Origin of the sequence: Marinomonas alcarazii, from assembly GCF_003208215.1 — a bacterium.
Taxonomy (GTDB): Bacteria; Pseudomonadota; Gammaproteobacteria; order Pseudomonadales; family Marinomonadaceae; genus Marinomonas; species Marinomonas alcarazii.
Genome location: NZ_QKLW01000001.1, coordinates 171,185 through 190,717, shown reverse-complemented (window position 1 = coordinate 190,717; position 19,533 = coordinate 171,185). Strand labels below are relative to the sequence as shown.

At 42.6% G+C, this 19,533-nt stretch carries 18 protein-coding genes; 5 read left to right on the top strand and 13 right to left on the bottom strand.

Going from position 1 to position 19,533, the window contains the following annotated elements:
- On the bottom strand, positions 1–1,608 hold the full coding sequence (locus DFP75_RS00845; RefSeq protein WP_245926905.1) for a glucan biosynthesis protein G: 1,608 nt from the start codon (positions 1,606–1,608) through the stop codon (positions 1–3).
- 225 nt (positions 1,609–1,833) lie between these two features.
- On the opposite strand from DFP75_RS00845, the gene DFP75_RS00840 reads away from it, so the two are divergent.
- On the top strand, positions 1,834–2,661 hold the full coding sequence (locus tag DFP75_RS00840; protein ID WP_245926903.1) for a M90 family metallopeptidase: 828 nt from the start codon (positions 1,834–1,836) through the stop codon (positions 2,659–2,661).
- Positions 2,662–2,706: 45 nt separating this feature from the next.
- On the opposite strand, the gene DFP75_RS00835 is transcribed toward DFP75_RS00840, so the two are convergent.
- Together DFP75_RS00835 and DFP75_RS00830 are read right to left on the bottom strand one after the other, a co-directional pair.
- Positions 2,707–3,105: an OsmC family protein gene (locus DFP75_RS00835; RefSeq protein ID WP_110571611.1), complete on the bottom strand. Its 399-nt coding sequence runs from the start codon at positions 3,103–3,105 to the stop codon at positions 2,707–2,709.
- 33 nt (positions 3,106–3,138) lie between these two features.
- On the bottom strand, positions 3,139–4,029 hold the full coding sequence (locus DFP75_RS00830) for a pirin family protein (RefSeq protein ID WP_110571610.1): 891 nt from the start codon (positions 4,027–4,029) through the stop codon (positions 3,139–3,141).
- A gap of 241 nt (positions 4,030–4,270) precedes the next feature.
- Here DFP75_RS00830 and DFP75_RS00825 point away from each other — a divergent pair, with 241 nt between their 5' ends.
- The 3 genes from DFP75_RS00825 to DFP75_RS00815 are packed head-to-tail and all read left to right on the top strand — an operon-like array spanning position 4,271 to position 6,206.
- Positions 4,271–4,678, top strand: a complete 408-nt coding sequence (locus tag DFP75_RS00825; RefSeq protein ID WP_110571609.1) for a ketosteroid isomerase-related protein — start codon at positions 4,271–4,273, stop codon at positions 4,676–4,678.
- Positions 4,679–4,724: 46 nt separating this feature from the next.
- Positions 4,725–5,315 carry a GNAT family N-acetyltransferase gene (locus DFP75_RS00820; RefSeq protein WP_110571608.1) on the top strand — a complete coding sequence of 197 codons (591 nt, stop codon included), beginning with the start codon at positions 4,725–4,727 and terminating at the stop codon, positions 5,313–5,315.
- Positions 5,316–5,330: 15 nt separating this feature from the next.
- Positions 5,331–6,206: a carbon-nitrogen hydrolase family protein gene (locus DFP75_RS00815; protein ID WP_110571607.1), complete on the top strand. Its 876-nt coding sequence runs from the start codon at positions 5,331–5,333 to the stop codon at positions 6,204–6,206.
- A gap of 87 nt (positions 6,207–6,293) precedes the next feature.
- Here the strand turns inward: DFP75_RS00815 and DFP75_RS00810 are convergent, their stop codons facing one another.
- The 10 genes from DFP75_RS00810 to DFP75_RS00765 all read right to left on the bottom strand — a co-directional run bounded on the left by DFP75_RS00810 (position 6,294) and on the right by DFP75_RS00765 (position 17,143).
- Positions 6,294–7,529 (bottom strand): anaerobic sulfatase maturase, encoded by a 1,236-nt coding sequence (locus DFP75_RS00810; RefSeq protein WP_217494998.1) that lies wholly within the window; start codon positions 7,527–7,529, stop codon positions 6,294–6,296.
- 75 nt (positions 7,530–7,604) lie between these two features.
- Entirely contained in the window at positions 7,605–9,455 is a 1,851-nt protein-coding gene (locus tag DFP75_RS00805; RefSeq protein ID WP_110571606.1) for an arylsulfatase, read from the bottom strand.
- Between the two features lie 226 nt (positions 9,456–9,681).
- A complete protein-coding gene (locus DFP75_RS00800; protein WP_110571605.1) occupies positions 9,682–10,347 on the bottom strand; it encodes a hypothetical protein in 666 nt (221 codons plus the stop codon).
- Positions 10,348–10,473: 126 nt separating this feature from the next.
- Entirely contained in the window at positions 10,474–11,046 is a 573-nt protein-coding gene (locus DFP75_RS00795) for an RpiB/LacA/LacB family sugar-phosphate isomerase (protein ID WP_110571604.1), read from the bottom strand.
- A 38-nt stretch (positions 11,047–11,084) separates the two neighbouring features.
- Positions 11,085–12,044, bottom strand: coding sequence for a transketolase family protein (locus tag DFP75_RS00790; protein WP_110571603.1), 960 nt, complete (start codon positions 12,042–12,044; stop codon positions 11,085–11,087).
- A complete protein-coding gene (locus tag DFP75_RS00785) occupies positions 12,037–12,867 on the bottom strand; it encodes a transketolase (RefSeq protein ID WP_110571602.1) in 831 nt (276 codons plus the stop codon). The genes DFP75_RS00790 and DFP75_RS00785 overlap by 8 nt, the downstream gene beginning before the upstream one ends.
- 89 nt (positions 12,868–12,956) lie before the next feature.
- Entirely contained in the window at positions 12,957–14,027 is a 1,071-nt protein-coding gene (locus DFP75_RS00780) for an ABC transporter permease (RefSeq protein ID WP_220032607.1), read from the bottom strand.
- A gap of 2 nt (positions 14,028–14,029) precedes the next feature.
- Complete coding sequence (locus tag DFP75_RS00775) at positions 14,030–15,544, bottom strand: sugar ABC transporter ATP-binding protein (protein WP_110571601.1); 1,515 nt, start codon at positions 15,542–15,544, stop codon at positions 14,030–14,032.
- A gap of 3 nt (positions 15,545–15,547) precedes the next feature.
- Positions 15,548–16,132: a DUF2291 family protein gene (locus tag DFP75_RS00770; protein ID WP_110571600.1), complete on the bottom strand. Its 585-nt coding sequence runs from the start codon at positions 16,130–16,132 to the stop codon at positions 15,548–15,550.
- A gap of 78 nt (positions 16,133–16,210) precedes the next feature.
- The gene (locus tag DFP75_RS00765) at positions 16,211–17,143 is read right to left on the bottom strand and encodes a D-ribose ABC transporter substrate-binding protein (RefSeq protein ID WP_110571599.1); all 933 of its coding nucleotides are present in this window, start codon (positions 17,141–17,143) and stop codon (positions 16,211–16,213) included.
- 734 nt (positions 17,144–17,877) lie between these two features.
- Here DFP75_RS00765 and DFP75_RS00760 point away from each other — a divergent pair.
- Positions 17,878–19,362: an FGGY family carbohydrate kinase gene (locus tag DFP75_RS00760; RefSeq protein ID WP_110571598.1), complete on the top strand. Its 1,485-nt coding sequence runs from the start codon at positions 17,878–17,880 to the stop codon at positions 19,360–19,362.
- The last annotated feature ends 171 nt before the right edge of the window (positions 19,363–19,533 follow it).

Genomic DNA, 19,533 nt, shown 5'->3' with positions numbered 1-19,533 from the left:
TTATTCCTTTATCCAACGATATAACCAAGTCGGCGCAACAGCGACATCATCTTGTTTAAGCTGGACTCTCAATTCTGACAAAGCAGCATCTTCAGGGTCGAAAGATACATACACGCGAACACCATTATTGTGTGGGTTCTTGACCAAAATGGTTTCAAGAATTTTCCCATTACTTATGCTTGCATCGACCGTAAGATCATCAACATTTACATCCGACATCTTATTAAAATCGATCACCACTTCAGGGTTCGTTTTGAACAACTTCACCCCTTTAGCACTGCGAACGACTCGAGGGGAATCCATTGCTACAGGTGTGTCATTAGACCAAGTCATTAAATACTTATAAGTATAAGATTCACCTTTCTTCAAACCCTTTTCAGGTTGCCAGTAGGCAACAATATTGTCATTTGTTTCTGCGTTTGAAGGAATTTCAACTAACGCGACATGGCCTTTACCCCAGTCATTCAGAGGCTTAATCCAAGCAGAAGGACGTGTATGATAGCTGGCCTCTAGATCTTGGTAGTCCTCAAATCTACGATGACGCTGGATCAATCCAAAGCCTTTTGGAGAATCATCACTGAAAGCACTGACTTGCAATGATTTAGGATTGTTTAATGGACGCCAAACCATTTCGCCTTTACCCGTTAAGATTTGCAGACCTTCGGAGTCATGAACGGCAGGACGGTAATCTGGAGTCTCTGGACCATCAAGCGAGTTGTTGTACATAAACATAGAAGTCAGTGGTGCGACGCCCACATTCTTTAGGTCTACTCGTGGAAACAGGGTCGCTTTCACATCAACACGAGTCGGCTTTCCTGGGTAAATACCAAATCGATAAGCGCCTGTAACACTTTTGCTGTCCAGTAATGCATGAACAACAATGGCATCCTGACTAGACGATGGGCGCTCAATCCAAAACTGTTTAAACATAGGGAACTCTTCGCCCTTAGGTTCAGCCACATCCACTGCTAAACCACGCGCCGACAAACCATAGGATTGCCCTTTGGATATAGCTCGAAAATAACTCGCTCCTTGAAAGACAATAAATTCATCATTCATATCGGCGGCATTTATCGGGTAATGCAAACGTAAACCAGCGTATTTCCCCACCTGCGAAATAAGCTTACTTATTTCAGCATTCGGTGTAGTAAAAGAATCTGACGATACGCTCAATGGAAAAGCACGACCGTTTTCAACGACATCAATAGATACTAAATCTTTAAAAATAAAGCCTGGAGCAAATAGCTGGACTGAAAATTTCGTTGGCGTGTTTCCCCATACCGCTTGGTTCTGCTGAAAGTTAATTTGTCGGTAAGTAGAATAATTCATATCAGTCAAGGTCTGCGGTGCCTTCTCGGCTGGCTTCATTGGAGATTGAGCCAACTCTTTCGCCAGATCGATCACCGTTTGATTTGAAAAAGCATACCCTTTTGACTCTTGCTCTAATTGAACGTTTTTAGCCACAGGAACAGAGTCTACCTTCACATCAGATTCTTCTGCTTGTGCATACCCTATTAAATTGATTAATAGAGACGTTAATAAAGATCGTTTTATTAGCCAAAATGAATTGGCGCGCATATTAGATAAAGAAGGATAAAATAATTTCAAAAGAAGCTCTCTCGTTGCCTAATTGGATTCAACCAATCCTCAACATAAGGATGACGTCATAAATTTGACACTTATGATATAAGTAAACTCACAAGAGATTAAGCCAGCAAAGTCGGAGGAATTCATAAGAATTAAGGATAGATTGTGCCTAAGGAAGTTTATTGTTATTCATGATCACTAAAAATAGCTTTTAGCCCCATTAAAGAGTGATAAAAAGACACTTACATGACTGTTATTGAACAACATATTACAAAAACTTTCGAATCCAGTAGAGATAAAACCATGTTCAAAAAACTAAAAAATTGGTGTGAAAACAGGCGAATCAAAGCGATGGGATTTACTGTAGAACAATGGGAATCCGCCATTGCTGACTGGCCAGTTATGGATCGTTATCAAGACACAGAACGTGACACACTTCGAGAGATGAGTTTTCATTTCCTTGCTCGTAAAGGTGTCATTCCTGGTGCCGAATTTCAATTCACTGAAGCCATGTGCCTGAGGCTTGCCACCATGGCATGCGTGCCCATTTTACATCTCGGCTTAGATTGGTACGACCACTGCAAAACCATCATTTTGTACGAAAGTGACTTTATCGCCAACCATCCTTATCAAAGTGAAGATGGTGTCGTACATACAGAAGGTCGAGGATTAAGCGGTGAGGCATGGCTGAGGGGTCCACTGATTTTGTCGTGGAAGTCTATTCTAGAAACAGGCGATCATGCCCGTCACGGCAAAGCCAGTAATGTGGTCATTCATGAATTTGCCCACAAGCTAGACATGCTTCGAGATGGCGCCAATGGCGCTCCGCCTATGCACCCAAATATGAAACCTGGAGAATGGCACGACATATTCTCCGAAGCCTTCCAGCGCCTTCAAAATGACTGGCAACATCATAAACACCTACCTCTAGACGAATATGCTCTCACCAATCCAGCCGAGTTTTTCGCGGTATGCAGTGAGACCTTTTTTGAAGACCCTAAAATGATGAAAAAAGAGATGCCTGATGTTTACCGACTACTGTGTCAATTTTATCGCCAAGATCCAGCTCGTTAAAACCCACAAATCCAAACTTAAAACGGGCATAGAATCAGACATTTACTAACGGACTAGGGTATTAATTTCCGTACTAACCGACGTCATCAATTTATGAATAGGACATTTCTCTGCAATAACCCCTAAGCTTTGACGCTGCTCATCGGTTAAATCACCGTTTAATGTAAGGCTGACATTAAGCACATAAATACCTTTGCCTTCACGACTGTTATCTCGCTCAATATCGATATCCACACTGGTTAATGCTATTTTTTTTCGTTGGGCATACATCAGCAAAGTGATCGCTTTGCATGCTGCTAATGAAGCATCATAAAGATCATGAGGGTCTGGTGCGCTATCCTCTCCGCCTAAAGCAACAGCGGCATCGGAAAAAATACTGTGCTGGTCTATACGAATCGTTTGTCGGTAACGACCAATCTCACTTTTTTCTAGATGAATCGTCATGGTATTCCCTCGATAAAATGGTTAAACATGTTTTTAAGGTAACGGAATAAACTCGTCCTCATCGCCAATAACTTTTGGAAACACCCCTGCCTGCCAGTCTCGTTTCGCCTGTTCTACACGCTCTTTACGACTGGAAATAAAATTCCATTCGATAAAGCGCTTACCTATTTTTTCACCGCCAATAAATGCGATTCTCGAACCCGCTGTAGCGTCAATAACCACCTCATCAGCGGCGGACAAGATCACCATGGAAAACTCAGGGATCACAGTTTCTTTTATTTTTAAACCGCCCTTCACCACATAAATGGCGCGTTCTTCTGTATTCGGTAAGGTTAAACGTTGTCCCGCTTGCATGTGCGCTTCGACATACAAGGTTTCAGCATAGGTTTTTACAGGCGACGTCACTCCATAAGCGCTTCCCATTAGAACCCTAATCGGTACACCTTCAACTGTTATAGAAGGAATACTGGCCGCAGGGTAATGATAAAAAGCTGGCTCGATTTCTTCATCTTTCTCAGGCAAAGCCAGCCATAACTGCAAACCATGCAATGTATGAGGAACATTCTTCACCTCAGGGCGTTCTCGTTCCGAGTGAGTAATGCCTTTGCCAGCCACCATTAAATTGATATCGCCTGGCGTAATCGTGGCGTAACTACCCAAAGAGTCTCGATGTAATATCTCCCCTTCAAACAGGTAAGTCACTGTTGCTAAATTGATGTGTGGATGTGGGCGAACATTAACACCGGAACCCGCCGAAAAATTCGCTGGCCCCATATGATCAAAGAAAATCCATGGACCAACCGTTTTACGCTGTGTTGTTGGCAACGTCCGTCTTACCGAAAACTCACCAAGGTCCTTTTCTCGCGGCTTGATAATAGTCTCAATCGCTTCACAGACACCGTCATTTGATTTCTCTATGCTCATATCATTTTCCTGCTCAAGTCATCGTTCCACTAAAACATTACCCGAAGCAGTCAGATTTATACACCTTAGTGTCACTTTTTAATCAGCAAACTACACCACTCAGTTGCTTATCACCGACAATAACCTACACAGACGACAGGCAATTGCTTGTTTTTGCCAATCCCTTAAAAAAACCTTTCTCGACGCTCCGTAAATAATTAACATTCTGCCTTTGCTTTTTTTATGTTTAGGAGCCTTTGCCATGAGTCAGACTACCGTTGAACTACTGCACGCATACTACGATGCTTTCAATGCTCAAGACATGGACACCTTTCTGTCTTTGCTAACCGAGGATGTCATTCACGATATCAACCAAGGCAACCGCGAAGTAGGCAAAGCAACCTTTGCTCGTTTCATGGAGCGCATGAACACAAACTACAAGGAAACCATTACTGATATCGTTGTTATGTCCAACCCTGCGGGCGATCGTGCTGCGGTTGAGTTTACGGTATTGGGTGAATACATCGCCACCGACGAAGGTTTGCCAGAAGCAAACGGCCAAACTTATACACTACCGGCTGGCGCTTTCTTCGATATTCGCGACGGTAAAGTGGCACGCGTCACGAATTACTACAACTTAGAAGACTGGATCGCACAAGTATCCGCGTAAAATACGCTTACTGATGAATAACTGATAAACCGTAGAGCGCCCCCTTATGCTGACATTCCAACGTTTATCTGGCCCTTCCTTGAACCAGTACATTGATGAACTGGCTCAACTACGTATGCGCGTGTTCCGTGACTTCCCCTATCTTTATGATGGCGATACACACTACGAAGCACGCTACCTTCAAACCTATATTGAAGCGCCCAATAGCGTGATCGTCTTGGCTTTTGATGGCAATAAAATTGTTGGAGCTTCAACCGGTTTGCCACTACGCCATGAAACCGACGAAGTAACACAGCCCTTTATCAACGCCGGTTACAACCTTGATGACATTTTCTATTGTGGTGAATCGGTACTTTTACCTGAGTATCGCGGCCAAGGTGCCGGTGTGGCCTTCTTCGATCATCGCGAAGAGCATGCTAAAAACCTTGAAGGCATAAAGTACGCCTGCTTCTGTGGCGTACAACGTCCAGACGATCACCCATCACGCCCCGCTGATTACCAACCGCTGGATCAATTCTGGCGTAATCGTGGATATGAAAAGCGCCCAGAGCTCGCGACTCATTTCAGTTGGAAAGAAATTGGCGAACAAGAAGAATCCCTTAAACCCATGACCTTTTGGATGAAGTCCTTGCTATGAGCGAGATAACATAATATGAGCGCATTTAAACTGGCGACGGCACAATACGACATTGGCTTTTTCACACAATGGGAAGAGTTTGCTGAAAAACTAGACCGCTGGGTAACCAATGCCGCTCAGCAAGACGCTAAACTTTTGGTCTTCCCAGAATACGGCAGCATGGAATTGGCCTCGCTGTTTGGCAAAGCCGTTTATAGTGACTTGCAGAAACAGCTTCATGCCATGCAAACTTTATTGGCTAAATGGCATGATCTACATACTGAACTGGCAAAGCGTCACAATGTATTGATTCTTGCCAGCAGCTTCCCAACAGAACAACAAGACGGACGTTTTCTAAATCGCGCGAACCTATTTGGTCCTAAAAGCCTGATTGATTATCAAGATAAACTAATGATGACGCGTTTTGAAAATGAACAATGGCACATCAGTGGTGGCAAAGAGATTAAAGTCATTGATACTGACCTTGGTCGAATCGGCATTCATATATGCTACGACTCAGAATTTCCCATGATCGCTAATCGACAAGTCGCAGCAGGCGCTGATTTACTATTGGTGCCAAGTTGCACCGATACTCAAGCAGGCTTTCACCGAGTGCGCATTGGCTGCCAAGCCCGCGCTTTAGAAAACCAATGCTACGTGGTGCAATCCCCAACCATTGGCAACGCGCCTTGGTCAGAAGCGGTAGACGTCAATACAGGACGCGCCAGTATTTACACTCCAGTGGATTATGGCTTTCCTGATAATGGCATTTTGGCAGAAGGCAAAGATAACGAAGCAGGCTGGGTGTACGCCACTGTAGACCTATCCGAAATCGCCCGCATTCGTAAAGAAGGCCAAGTATTTAACTACCGCGATTGGCCCAAACAATTCAAATTAACTAGTATAGAATGACACCTATATGCTTGTTTTTTGGATTTTTTCTTTCTACTCGATACACTACTAAGTAGAAAGAAAAAAGACCTTTCGGACCGTTTTATGCTATGAATAAAATCTTCCCTTTATCTCTTGCTTAACTTTTTTCATGGGCAACTGATGATTCAATAATCTCATGGTTTCCAACATTTTTGGTACAGCATGAGAAAAATGCGATTTAAACCCATCACATAGATAATTGCGATTTAACAAACCGTCACTGGATGGTTCAAACCGATGTTTTGGACACCCACCATGACATACAGAACGCACCTCACACTGCAAACAATCAACACTAATGTTATCTCGTTTATCTTGACCAAACTTACGATTTTGCGGCAAATTAACTAAATCAATCAAAGAGGTTTCATTAATGTTGCCCAGCTTATGCTCTGGGTATACGTAATGATCACAGGAATAAACATCCCCATTAGATTCCATTGCGACACTGCTACCACACGTTTCATTAAAAACACACGAACCAGGCCGACCAACTAATTGGCTCATGGTTTGCTCAAAATTCATCACAAAAACTTTTCCTAAATCGTTTTGAATCCAATAATCAAAAATAGTATTCAAGAATTTACCGTATGCTTTTGCTTGAACTGACCATTCAGCAAGATTTGATTCACCTTCAAAAGTAGGCTGTATTAATATCAAACCGTCGCGATCAGGCACAATGGCTTTACGTTCAACCAAGGGAATGAATTGCATATATTGACTGCCTATACGCTTTAAGAAAGCATAGACATTTAAGGGACGTCTCACATTTTCAGCATTGACCACGGTTAACGTATTAAAATCCACGTTATGCTTTTTCAGCAGCTCAACCCCTTTTAGCGTATCATCAAAGGTACTCTTGCCCTTTCGGGAAAGGCGATAAGTGTCATTACTTATGCGATCACCATCTATAGAAACTCCAATTAAAAAATGATGCTTGTTGAAAAATAAAGCCCATTCCTTATCCAGCAAAGTAGCATTAGTTTGTAAAGCATTAGTAACCGTTTTCCGTCCTTTATACTGCTCTTGAAAGGTCACAGCCTGACGGAAGAAGTCTAAGCCCAGAAGAGTAGGCTCACCTCCCTGCCAAACAAACTCAATAACATCACCTTTTTGTGACTGTATCTGATCACGAATGTAATTTTCCAATGTCGTATCATTCATACGCCACTGTTTTTTTCTATCTGGATAAAGGTTCTCTTTTTCCAGATAGAAGCAATAAGTACAGTCAATATTACAGACCGAGCCACTTGGCTTAGCCATCACCCCAAAGTGATTAATTCGATCTACAATCTGATTCATAACACCGCCTTCAATAAAAACATACGACTGAAGCAGCTAAAAGCTTAAATACTGCATCAGTCGTCACTTCAGAACTTATCGACCACTGTAGGACGCTGCATGCTCAATAACATTATTTTGTCGAATATACTCTTCAAACTCACCTTTCAGCTCTCGTACAAGCTCTGGGTGTTGGGCCGATAAATCCAGAGTTTCACCTCGATCTTTCGACAAATCATAAAGTGCCCAAGGTACATCTTTCCTAAATACTGGCGTTTTACTCATCGTGGCTTGCTGACTCAACTTCCAATTATCACGAACAACATAACTTGCCCCCATCAACTCATCCGCCAAAACAGTTCCTTCAGGGTGAACTATTGAAAAAGCTTGAGGTTGCTGTAAAGCTGTTAGCAAAGAAACGCCTTCTGGGGAATAAATAGCTTTACCTTGATAAGTTGATTTAGGCATCTCAACGCCCGCCGCTTCCAAAAAGGTAGGCAGCATATCCGTTACTTGAACACGAGCAGACGATGTCGGCCTTTGTTCTTTCTGGGCATTCAGCTTAATTATTAGTGGAGAGGCAGTTCCTCCTTCTGCCCCAGTAAAACCTTTAAACAAACGGAAAGGTGCAGAACCCACCTCAGCCCAACGAGAGCCATAAGCGACAACAGAGCCGGGTTTACCCATATTCTCTAATGAGTTATCTACCTTAGTTCCAGGAATTCGAGGCATAAACGCCGCTGCCCCCTCAGCACCGTTGTCTGACATAAAGGCAATAATAGTATTGTCATACTCACCTATTTCCTTCAAATGCGAAACCAACCGACCAACATGTCGGTCTAAATTACTTACCATCGCTGCGTAAATCTCCATGGATTTAGCTTCTATTAACTTTTCTTCGGCATTCAACTCATTCCAATGTTTTTCACCAAGAGACTCTTTAGCCGGTAACATTACATTGTCAATTAGACCAAGGCGTTTCATTCTAGCCAAACGCTGCTGCTTGATAACATCGTAACCTGCATCGTAGCGCCCTTTTTGTGCGTCAATATCTGCTTGAGGTGCCTGTAATGGCCAATGGGGTGCCGTATAAGCAGCATAAGCAAAAAAAGGCCTACCGTCTTTCAAGTTTGAATCTATGTAGCTTATTAATTTATTGGTATAAAACTCTGTAGAATAGAAATCTTTAGGCAGCATTTTAGATGGAAACACTCGATCATCTTCCGCATACATAGTGATGTCTAGCGGTGTCGGTGGACTAGATGGAGCAAAATGCGATCCTCCTCCATTTACCAATATAAATGATTTATCAAACCCACGCGCATATGGCAAAGCGCTTTTATTTATTCTGTACCAAGTTTTATGATCTTTATCTGGCGCCTTAACATCGTATGCCAAATGCCACTTTCCAACCATATAAGTATGATAACCAGCATCGGATAACAACTCTGGCATTGTGACAGTCTTCTCACTTAAATGACCACGATATCCTTCTGGAATGTGATCAAAATCATAAGTATTAGATTTCCCCCAAGGTGCAGTAATCGGATTATCTTTAATGATATTTATGCCAACTACTTCCCCCATATTACCGATACCCGCTAAATGATGATCAACGCCTGTCATCAGACTTGCTCGAGTAGGCGAACATACCGCCGAAGTGTGGAAATTGGTTAAAATACGCCCCTGAGTCGCTAACGCATCAATATTTGGAGTGTGTATTTCACTGCCATAGGCACTTAAATCGGAATACCCCAAATCATCTGCCATAATCAATAGAATATTAGGGCGAGTCTCGTCGTTTGAATGAGCCGTATTATAAGTGGTCTCTGTTTGGGCCATTGCTGATGCACTTAATAGCGAAGCAGCAACGACACCAAGAGATAAGTGAGGAACTTTGAATTTTGACAAGGCACTAACGCCTTTCTCGTGCAAGCGATCAATCATAGATACATCCACTGACTAGCTGTGTGTTATTTTTATTAATTACTAAACTATCAGTAAGTTGATATTGATCAAGACCTTAATATTGAACTCATGCATTCATGATATCGAATGATAACAAAAGTAAGGCTCGATGCCCTTTAATCAAGCCATGTAGGTTTCGAACCTTCTCCCCGCACAATGTCTTGTCCTTCTCTAGAAGCCATAAAAAAAACCTCTCACTCAAAAGTCATATTGGCTTATAGGTAACCTTCATTTTAACGGAAGTATTGCCTTCGAATGTATGCAGGAAAGACCGAGGCTCGCTAGCAAAAATATCAATAGCCTGTAATTGACGACCTATCGTGCGAAAAGAATAATTAGCAGAATAACTCAATAGAAAACTGGCCTGTAGAACGTTGTCTCGTTTTCGGTCTAACTCACAACCCACTTCAAATTTGTGTACGTCGCCAACGTACAAAGTCTCAGTAATAGGTCGAGCTTCACAAGAGGCGCCTCCCTCAGAAACAACAATATCGGAAATCATTATTCGAACAGGGTCTTTTTTAACCAAAGAAACCGCTCTCGCGTCATTGGACTTATCAATGTTCTTTAGCAGCCACCTATCTAGACTCAAAATATTGTCGATATAATCCTGCTTAGTAAAAGCGATTGTTATGTGTGGTGCTTTCACTTTTTCGCCAGTGACCAACTGGATAAAGGAAGATATTCCAGATGCGGTATGCAAATTCTCCGCACTCAATTTTTTCAAGTCTTCCCTTTCCATCAACGCCATTTCCTCTCGGCTTAACTGAGGAAAAATAGCACCATCGATTTCTGGGAAGACAAGCACTTCAGCGAATAAAACTCGGCTGAATAACAATAGAAAAACAAGCAAAGTAACTCGACCAAGCATCTTACGTCCTATCTATAAACATCCATAAAAAAGCAGAATAACAAAAACAGTAAAAGAAATACTGACCTTTTGTGGTGCTCAAACGAAAAGCGCCCTGATGGGCGCTTTAAAAGTAACTAACGAGGATTATGACTCTTCAGGTCGATCCACTAAGCTTAGAGTCAAGTCACCTAATTTGTGCACTTCAAAGTTATTAGCTTTGTATTCGTCATAATCAAATGCTTCCATCTCATCAACGGCAATTTTGTGATATTCATAAAAGTCTGGCCACCATTCGTGATCATCGCCAAATTTTGTGCTCAAGAACGCATCAACGGCTGCCTTGCCCATTTCTGGCGCGACATACCATGCACCCAGAGACAACACGTTAACATCATTACCAATGACACAACGACGAGCAGCAGGAACACTTTCTACTACGCCACAACGAACACCAGGACACTTAGCCGCAGCCAAATGAACGCCCATACCAGTACCACAGAAAATAATCGCACGTTCGAACTCTTTTTCAGTGATCATCGAGCCTGCACGTAAACCAATGCGGTGAAACATTTCCACGTTTGGATCATCTGGGTCTTTTACGCCAATATCCGTTACTTCCCAACCTTTGCTTTCCAAATACTTAACAATAACTTCTTTAAGCGGAAAACCAGCCCAATCGGCTGCAACTAAAATCTTTTTGTCTTTTATTAATTTCATTTTTATTCTCCAAAGGACACTCTAAAGTGATAACAAATTTAGGCGGTTGCTTCTACTTTTCTATTTAAAAGCTGACGAACATCGCTGCAAATACTCTCAGAATCTAAGCCGTGGTGTTTACGCATACTCGTGCGGTCTGCGGCTATGGCATATTCACCATCTTTAAAGCCAAGACGCTGTAACCTAGCCGCTAGGCCATTTTCGGCCATAACTTCCGCTACTAATGAACCTAACCCACCATTAACGTTGTGTTCTTCAACGGTAATGACCGATTTATACTTAGCCAATTCTCGAGCCAATGCTGAGGTATCGCACGGACGAATAGATGCCACACCAATAACCCCCACACTAATACCTTCTTCTTTTAGCCGTGCAGCAGCATCAACAATTTCGTGTAAGGTTGACCCCATGGCGACTAAAACCACCTGCTTACCTTCAGCCAAAACATTAATCGCTCCAGGTAAAAAGCGGTAGTTTTCCGGCATTGATTCAGGTAGCGCTTTACCATCTAATCGAATATAAACAGGGCCGATTTTTTCAAGTGCATAGCGGATAATTTGTCGGCACTGTTCTGGTGTACCTGGCGCATAAATTTCAATATTACCAAAGCCACGCATCACAGAAATGTCATCAATACTATGGTGAGTACTCGCCAAAGGCCCATAACTCGCGCCGGCATTCAAACCGAAGCATTTAACATTAGTATTGTTATAACAAATATCAACTTTGACCTGTTCATTTCCACGGGAGATGAGAAAGGGAGCCGCATTACAAGTTACCGCGACTTTGCCACCTAACGCTAAGCCAGCAGCCGTACCAATCATAACCTGTTCAGCGATCCCAACATTCACCAATCTATCGGGGAATTTCTCTACAAAAGGCTTAATTTTTGCGGTTGAAGTAGAATCAGCAACCACTGGTACAAGATCAACGCCTTGTTCAACAGCGCGAATAAACTCTTCAACCATGACACTTGCTAAATGTTCGCTACTAGACATTTGATAGCTCCTCCAGTGCGTGTGTTACTTCGTCTCCTTTAGGAACACGGTGATGCCACTCAGGGCGCCCCGCAATAAAAGAAACACCAGCCCCCTTAGTGGTATTCGAGATAATGACGTTCGGTTTACCTTCTTGCTTCAGGTTTTCTAAGGTAGAGACAACCGCTTCAACATCATTACCTTCACACTCGGTAACTTGCATACCAAAGGCTTTCCATTTTTCTGCCAGAGGATCGGTATTCATGATGTCTTTGGTGTAACCCGCTAACTGCAATTTATTCTTGTCATTAATAATGATTAGGTTATCTAGACCATAATGTGCAGCGACAAGCGCCGCCTCCCAGTTACTGCCTTCTGTTAGTTCACCATCTCCCGTAAGTACATAAATTTTTCGCTTACTGCCAGAACGTTTAGCAGCAATAGCAAGGCCAACAGCAACAGGCAGGCCATGCCCTAGGGCACCCGTATTCAATTCAACGCCTGGCGTTTTCTGTCTAACAGGATGACCTGGCAGTTTTGAATCTGCATGCTGATAGCTTGGTAGCCACTCGGTAGGAAAGTAACCAGCTTCTGCTAATACGCAGTACAAGCCTCCTACGGCATGGCCTTTTGATTGAATGTAAATATCACGTTCCTGATCTTCTAGGCGGTCAGGTGCGCAGTCCAAAACTCGAAAATACAGCGAAGTAACCATCTCAACTTGGGAAAGATCTGCACCAGTATGACCACCGGCAGGGCTTTCCGAGTTCAGCACTATGATGCGTTTGCGCACATCGTTCGCCTTCTTTTTCAAGTCTGCTGTAGATAGATTATATGGATTCATCTCGTATCTCGTTATTTATTCTACACAGAATATATATTCTGAATGTTTAAAAAATGTCCGGCAAAGCGCCGGCCCTTGTTTAAAAAATTTTATTCATTATTGGCTTGAGAGCTTATCGCTGCTTTGTATTGCATCTTGCTTTGCATCTGGTCAATCACGACCGCCACAATAATAACGATGCCTTTGATGACCATCTGCCAGAATTCACTCACGCCCATCATTACCAAGCCGTCAGCAAGAATACCGATGACAAACGCACCGATTAATGTTCCGCTGATGGTGCCTCGACCGCCTGCCAATGACGTACCACCAAGCACTACAGCAGCAATGGCATTCATTTCAAATGCATTACCTGTAGAAGGGTGACTCGCAACTAACTGCGAGGTAACAACAATGCCGGCAAGAGCAGCACATAATCCGGCAATGGTATAAACCCAGATTTTTACATTGTTCACTTTGATGCCAGACAATTCAGCCGCACGCTCGTTGTCGCCAATCGCGTACACATGACGACCAAACGGCAGCTTTCTAGCAATATAAGCAATGATTCCGGCAACGATGAACATCAACCAAATTGTGAAAGGCACACCAAACAATGAGCCAGAACCAATCAAGTCAAAACCTGTATTACCTAATTCAGGATTACCTTGTAGACCAGGAAAGGTTTCACCACCGGAAACCAGAAGCGCTGCGCCACGAATAATGTACATAGTGCCCAATGTACAAATGAACGGAGCCACATTAAACCGAGTTATGATGAAGCCATTGGCGGCGCCAATTAATCCCCCTACGACGAGCACCAGTGGCACGATTAGCCAAACGCTCGGAAAAATAGCGATCCCAAACATCGGTAAAACGATACCTTGTGAAATGAGATAGCCTGCAACCATGCCACAAAACCCCAAGATGGCGCCGATCGATAAATCGATGCCAGCGGTAATAATGACAAAGGTAATCCCAAGTGCTAACAAGGCATTAATAGAGATATGCTTGATCATAATGATCAAACTCGCTGGCGCTAAAAAGCCATCTACAGTAAATGCGAAAAAACCAGCAATGGCAAAAAGTGCGATAAAGGTCCGCATTTTTAAGAGTACTAGGCCAACGTGGCTCGCGTTAATTCCTGATGCTTTTTTCATTGTTGTTGTATTTGTCTGCATAATTAAAATCCTTGTGCACTAGCAAAAACCAATTCTTCTTCATTGGTTTTACTACGCTCAACATTGGCGGTAATTTTTCCATTCGACATCACGAGTATGCGATCAGAAATGGCCATAATTTCTTTTAAATCAGAAGTCGAGAACAAGATTCCAATTCCCATTTCTGATAGTTTCACCATCATTTCAAACACATCGCTTTTCGCCCCAATATCAATGCCCCGCGTTGGTTCATCTAGAAGCAAGACTTTAGGTTCAGTAAGCAGTGACCGTCCGATGACGACTTTCTGCTGATTACCGCCACTCAGCGCCTGTATTTCTACCGTTGGTGATGAAACTTTAATGGATAGGTCTGCAATGGTTTTTTTCACCGCTTCGCATTCATCTTTATCCGCAATGACTCGGAATTTTAATCGTTTCCATAGGCTAGCAACGCTGAGGTTATTAGAAACAGAACTGACTGGAAAAATGCCCGATTGCTTACGATCTTCTGGCACCAATCCAACGCCCAATTTAATTCGTTGTGCTGTTTTCATTTTGGAATGGATTGGCACCTCATCAATGAGGATGGTGCCTTGATAGGTGGTTTTACCTAAAATACATTCAAACATTTCGGTTCTACCTGCGCCCATCAGCCCATAGATCCCGACAATTTCTCCAGCCTTAAGCTCGAACGAAGCATCATCAACCAAAGTTCGTTCAGACTTATCGACATAGGTGATATTCTTGGCTTCCATAACATTTTTACCAAACTGTCGGTTTGGCGGTAAGAAATCACTCACCGGATCGCTACCCAGCATTTCTCTAACGATCCAAGGAACATCAATATCTTCGACTTTGGCTTCCGATTGAAAATTACCATCTCGTAATATCGTAATGTGAGTGCCAATCTCCATTAACTCTTCTAATCGATGTGATATGTATAGAATGGTGATTCCTTGAGACGTTAAGTCACGAATCACATCAAATAGGATCTGAACTTCTTTTTTACTCAATGCCGAAGTCGGTTCATCCAAGATTAAAATCTTTATATCGCCAATAAGCGCTTTAGCAATTTCAACCAATTGCTTTTGCCCTACTTTTAAATTGTGCACAACTTCATCAGGGTCAATGTTTTGCTTCAGGCGAGCCATTGCTTCCATAGTCACTTTACGTTGCTCTGCATTATTAATTGGCGTAAGACCTTTTTGAACTTCCCGCCCCAAGAAGAGGTTTTCAGCTACCGTTAGGTTTTCTGAAAGATTCAGCTCTTGATGAACCATCCCAATACCGAGGCCAGCCGCAACTCGCGTGCTCGCCATATGAATAGGCTGCCCCTCTAAAAATAAATGTCCTTCCGTAGGCTGTTGGACACCAGCAATGATTTTCATCAAGGTGGATTTACCAGCGCCATTTTCACCAATCAGTACATTTACGGCACCGCGATAAACCTTGTAATCCACATTATTCAAGGCTTTTGTGCCAGGAAACAGCATTGAGACTTTTTCGGCTTTTAAAATAATATCGTCATCGATCATCATGGTTTATCTCCTAGCCATTTTGAGTGGCACAGCAGAGACAATTTGTCCGTTTTTCAGTGTAATCGCCGCAATCAGGTCTATTTTAGAGCTAACCCAACTTTCGTCTGGTGCATCAATATGAGACAGAGCTTGCTTACTAAGCTCCTTAGATAAACGGGCATACTGCACTTGATTTTTAAATTGGTCGAAGCTAATAAAATCCAATGCATCACGGATTGTATTACCTCTAACTACAGGTCCAAGTTGAAGCGGAATAACGTAATCACCAGAACTGACTGTCATCTTGTTACCCAGCGCACTAGGTTGGAAATCGGTAACAGTTCCGTCGACCTTAACGAACGTACTCGTATCGACAGAAAAATCTAAACGGTCAATGGATTCTGCGTCCTGGTATTGCGCAGTAACTTGCGGCCAGAGTTTTTGAGCAATGACATCCGGCTCCATATTTTTGATCTTCGAAGCTTCTGCCGCACTCATTGGAATAATTGGCTTGTTGTTTTCGTCTAGTTTGACGACTTTACAGGCACTGACTCCAATCACCATTGCGCATAACATCGTGAACTTTAAGGCTTTGGTTAAAGTAAGCATGGTCACACCTAAATACTAAGTCTTGTTTGAAATAACGGACTGGCTAACAGTAACCAGTCCATTTATATCGATTCGCAATTAATTCATCGCGAAGGTTTCAAGTTGGCTAGCATTGGATTCGTCAATAAGAATACAGTCCATTAACTGCTTCTCAGGCAAACCAGTACTACCCGTAGTAATGTATTTGTGTGCTTGCTCAACAGCCATTTGCGCTTGATCCCAAGCTGGTTGAAGGACAGTCGCTTTAATATTGCTTCCCGCTAAAATGGAATCACGAACATAATTACTACCATCAAAACCAACAACAATAACGTCATTACGGCCAGCGGCTTTCAATGCCGCTTCTGCACCGAGCGCCATGGTATCGTTACCTGCAATTACGCCTTTGATATCTGGGTTTACTTGAAGGATGGATTCCATCCGAGTAAATGCTTCAGTTTGGCTCCAGTTAGCTGTTTGCTGCGCAACCATTTCCATGCCTGGGTAATCATCTAGGATGTCATGGTAACCTTGCGAACGTACATGGGCGTTGGTGTCAGATTCTCGACCTAGCAATTCAACATACTTACCTTCACCACCCATCAGCTCCAAGAACTTCTCGCCGCCCAACTGAGCACCTTGATAGTTATTCGATACGATTTGCGAGACGGCAATGCCTGTCGCGTTAATTTCACGGTCAATCAAGAAGGCTGGAATACCCGCTTTCTTCGCTTTTTCAAGAGCCCCTATGGTTACATCTGCCCCTGCGTTATCTAAAATTATTGCAACCGCTTTACGAGCGATAGCAGTAGAAATCAAGTTATCCTGAAGGTTTGCGTCGTCGTTGTGCGAAGCAACTAAAGTGGTATAACCAAGCTCCTCGGCTTTTTGTTGCGCACCGACAGCTTCTGATTTAAAGAAAGGATTGTCATGGGAAGGGGTGATAATCGCAATTAAGCCTTGTGCTGAAACAAGACTAGAAAAACCAATTGCAGCTGCCACTAACGTTGATTTAAGGATTTTCTTATTCATATTTTTACCCTCTAATTATGCGTTTATTTTTATTTTCCTGCATATTTATGCACATTCAATTTTTTATGCATGAGAGAGTTTAGGATTACACCTGATGATTGTCTAGTGCTATAAACCTATTTTTTAGCTGCAAAACAGAATAAAAAGCGTGAATCAAAGCGATTAAGCCCTCTTAACACTTTGAATTTATTAAATTATTAGGGATAAAGTAACGAAAAAAATATCCACCAAAAGTCTTAAAAAACCTTAAATACCCTTATAATCACGGCTTTTTATTCGATAATTGATGTTTATCTACTTGGTTTTATTCCTCATATATTTTTTCTAAAAGACAAGAAAAACAGCCATTCCTACAGGAATGGCTAGCTCTAACCATCGCCGCTCTATACCTGAATCTAATATTTTTTTGCCACAAAATTCACAGTATCTGAGCAATAATTTACCTGAGGCAAGCAATTGGCATAACTATTTTTAACGACTCACATTCCTCTAATGCAAACTCAAACGCCTCGTTATTCGTTTTCTTGACAGACTTAAGCTAGCCTGCTTGAATATAAATACAAAAATGAATATATATTCAATCGACATTGTATCGACCTATGTAAGTGAAAATGCAAAACAGACTAGCTAAGCTCTATGCACCTACTTACTAAAATCAATAACAATATGACTTAATAGAACTAATGAGTCGTAAAGGCGACGACTAAACGTCAATTAGCCGGAGAAAAATAATAATGACCGTGCCCATAATTATCGCCATTGATGAAGGGACTACAAACGCGAAAGCCGTCTGTATTACCCAAAATGGAGAAATCATTGCTAAAGGATCCGTTTCACTGACGATCAGCCACCCTAAAGCGGCTTGGTCAGAACAAGATCCAAATGAAATAATAACAGCTGTATCTAGCGCCATTGACCAAGCATTAGCGCAAATACCTAATGCCGATGTCAAAGCAATCGGCATTAGTAACCAGCGTGAATCTATTTTGGTGTGGGAGCGAGCAACAGGTAAAGCTATTACGCCTCTCGTTAGTTGGCAATGCCGTCGGTCAGCCCCTTTTTGTGAAACACTGGCTAAGAGTGATAACGCATCACGGGTACAAATAAAGTCAGGCCTACCAATCGACCCTCTGTTCCCAGCAGCAAAATTACGCTACATGCTAGACAATTTAACAGATGGCATGTCTCGTGCTGAATCCGGAGAGCTCTGTGCTGGCACTGTCGATACCTGGTTAGCATGGAATCTAAGTGGCAAACAAACATTCTGTACTGACGTATCCAATGCTTCTCGAACCCAGCTGTTTAATATCTACACTCAAAGCTGGGATGACGAACTCCTCGCTGTATTTGGCATCCCTAAAGCCTGTTTGCCAAACATCATGCCATCTTCTGGCCATCGTGGAGAAACACTTGGCTTTGACAATCTAGCCGATGGTATTCCATTGCTATCGCAAATTGGTGATTCACATGCCGCACTCTATGGTCAAGGTGGATTTTCCCCTGGAGCGATCAAGACGACCTATGGCACAGGCAGTTCGTTAATGACACCTATAGCAGAACTTAGCCAGAGTACAGATTTTAGCTTAGGACGCACAGTTGCTTGGAATGATGGGGCTCTGAGCTATGCGCTTGAGGGTAACATTACTCACACAGGTGCAGGAGTTGGTTTTATGTCTAAGCTCCTAGGTATCAGCGACTTAAGCGAATTTTCGAACTTAGCAGCGTCCACTAAAAATAATGATGGCGTCTATTTCGTTCCCGCACTTTCAGGCTTAGGTGCGCCACACTGGAACTCAAAGTCGCGGGGGTTAATTACAGGCTTAACTGACAACTCCAGCCCTGCCATTCTAGCCAGAGCAGCACTTGAAGCTATAGTGTTTCAAGTAGCTGACGTTTTCTATTTAATGGAAAAAATGGGCGGCGTGAAACTTGATACATTACTGGTAGACGGAGGTCCCACGCGAAATCACTGGTTAATGAAATTACAAGCAAACCTGTTACAAAAAACAGTTATTCGCAGCCTTACCGAAGAGCTATCAGCAATGGGCGCAGGTTATTTAGCAGGCAGAGCGTTAGGTTGGTGGTCAAGCCGAGAACAACTCGCTTCACTCAAACGTGATATTGAAATTATCGAACCTACTAGCAAACAAAGTGACCTAATAAATAGCTACGCAGGCTGGAAAGAAGCAGTAGAACGCACGCTCTACAAAACGAATTAGAAAGGATGTAAAAGAACAAAGCACAATAACCACGTAGCTATAGTTTATTTGGGGAATCCTTACAATTTAGCTTGATATCTCTTCACTGCTGATTCAGCAAGATCCAGTAAACTAAGAGCATACAAGCGTTATTTGGAATGTTTTGCATAAAAAATCATATAGGATTTAAGA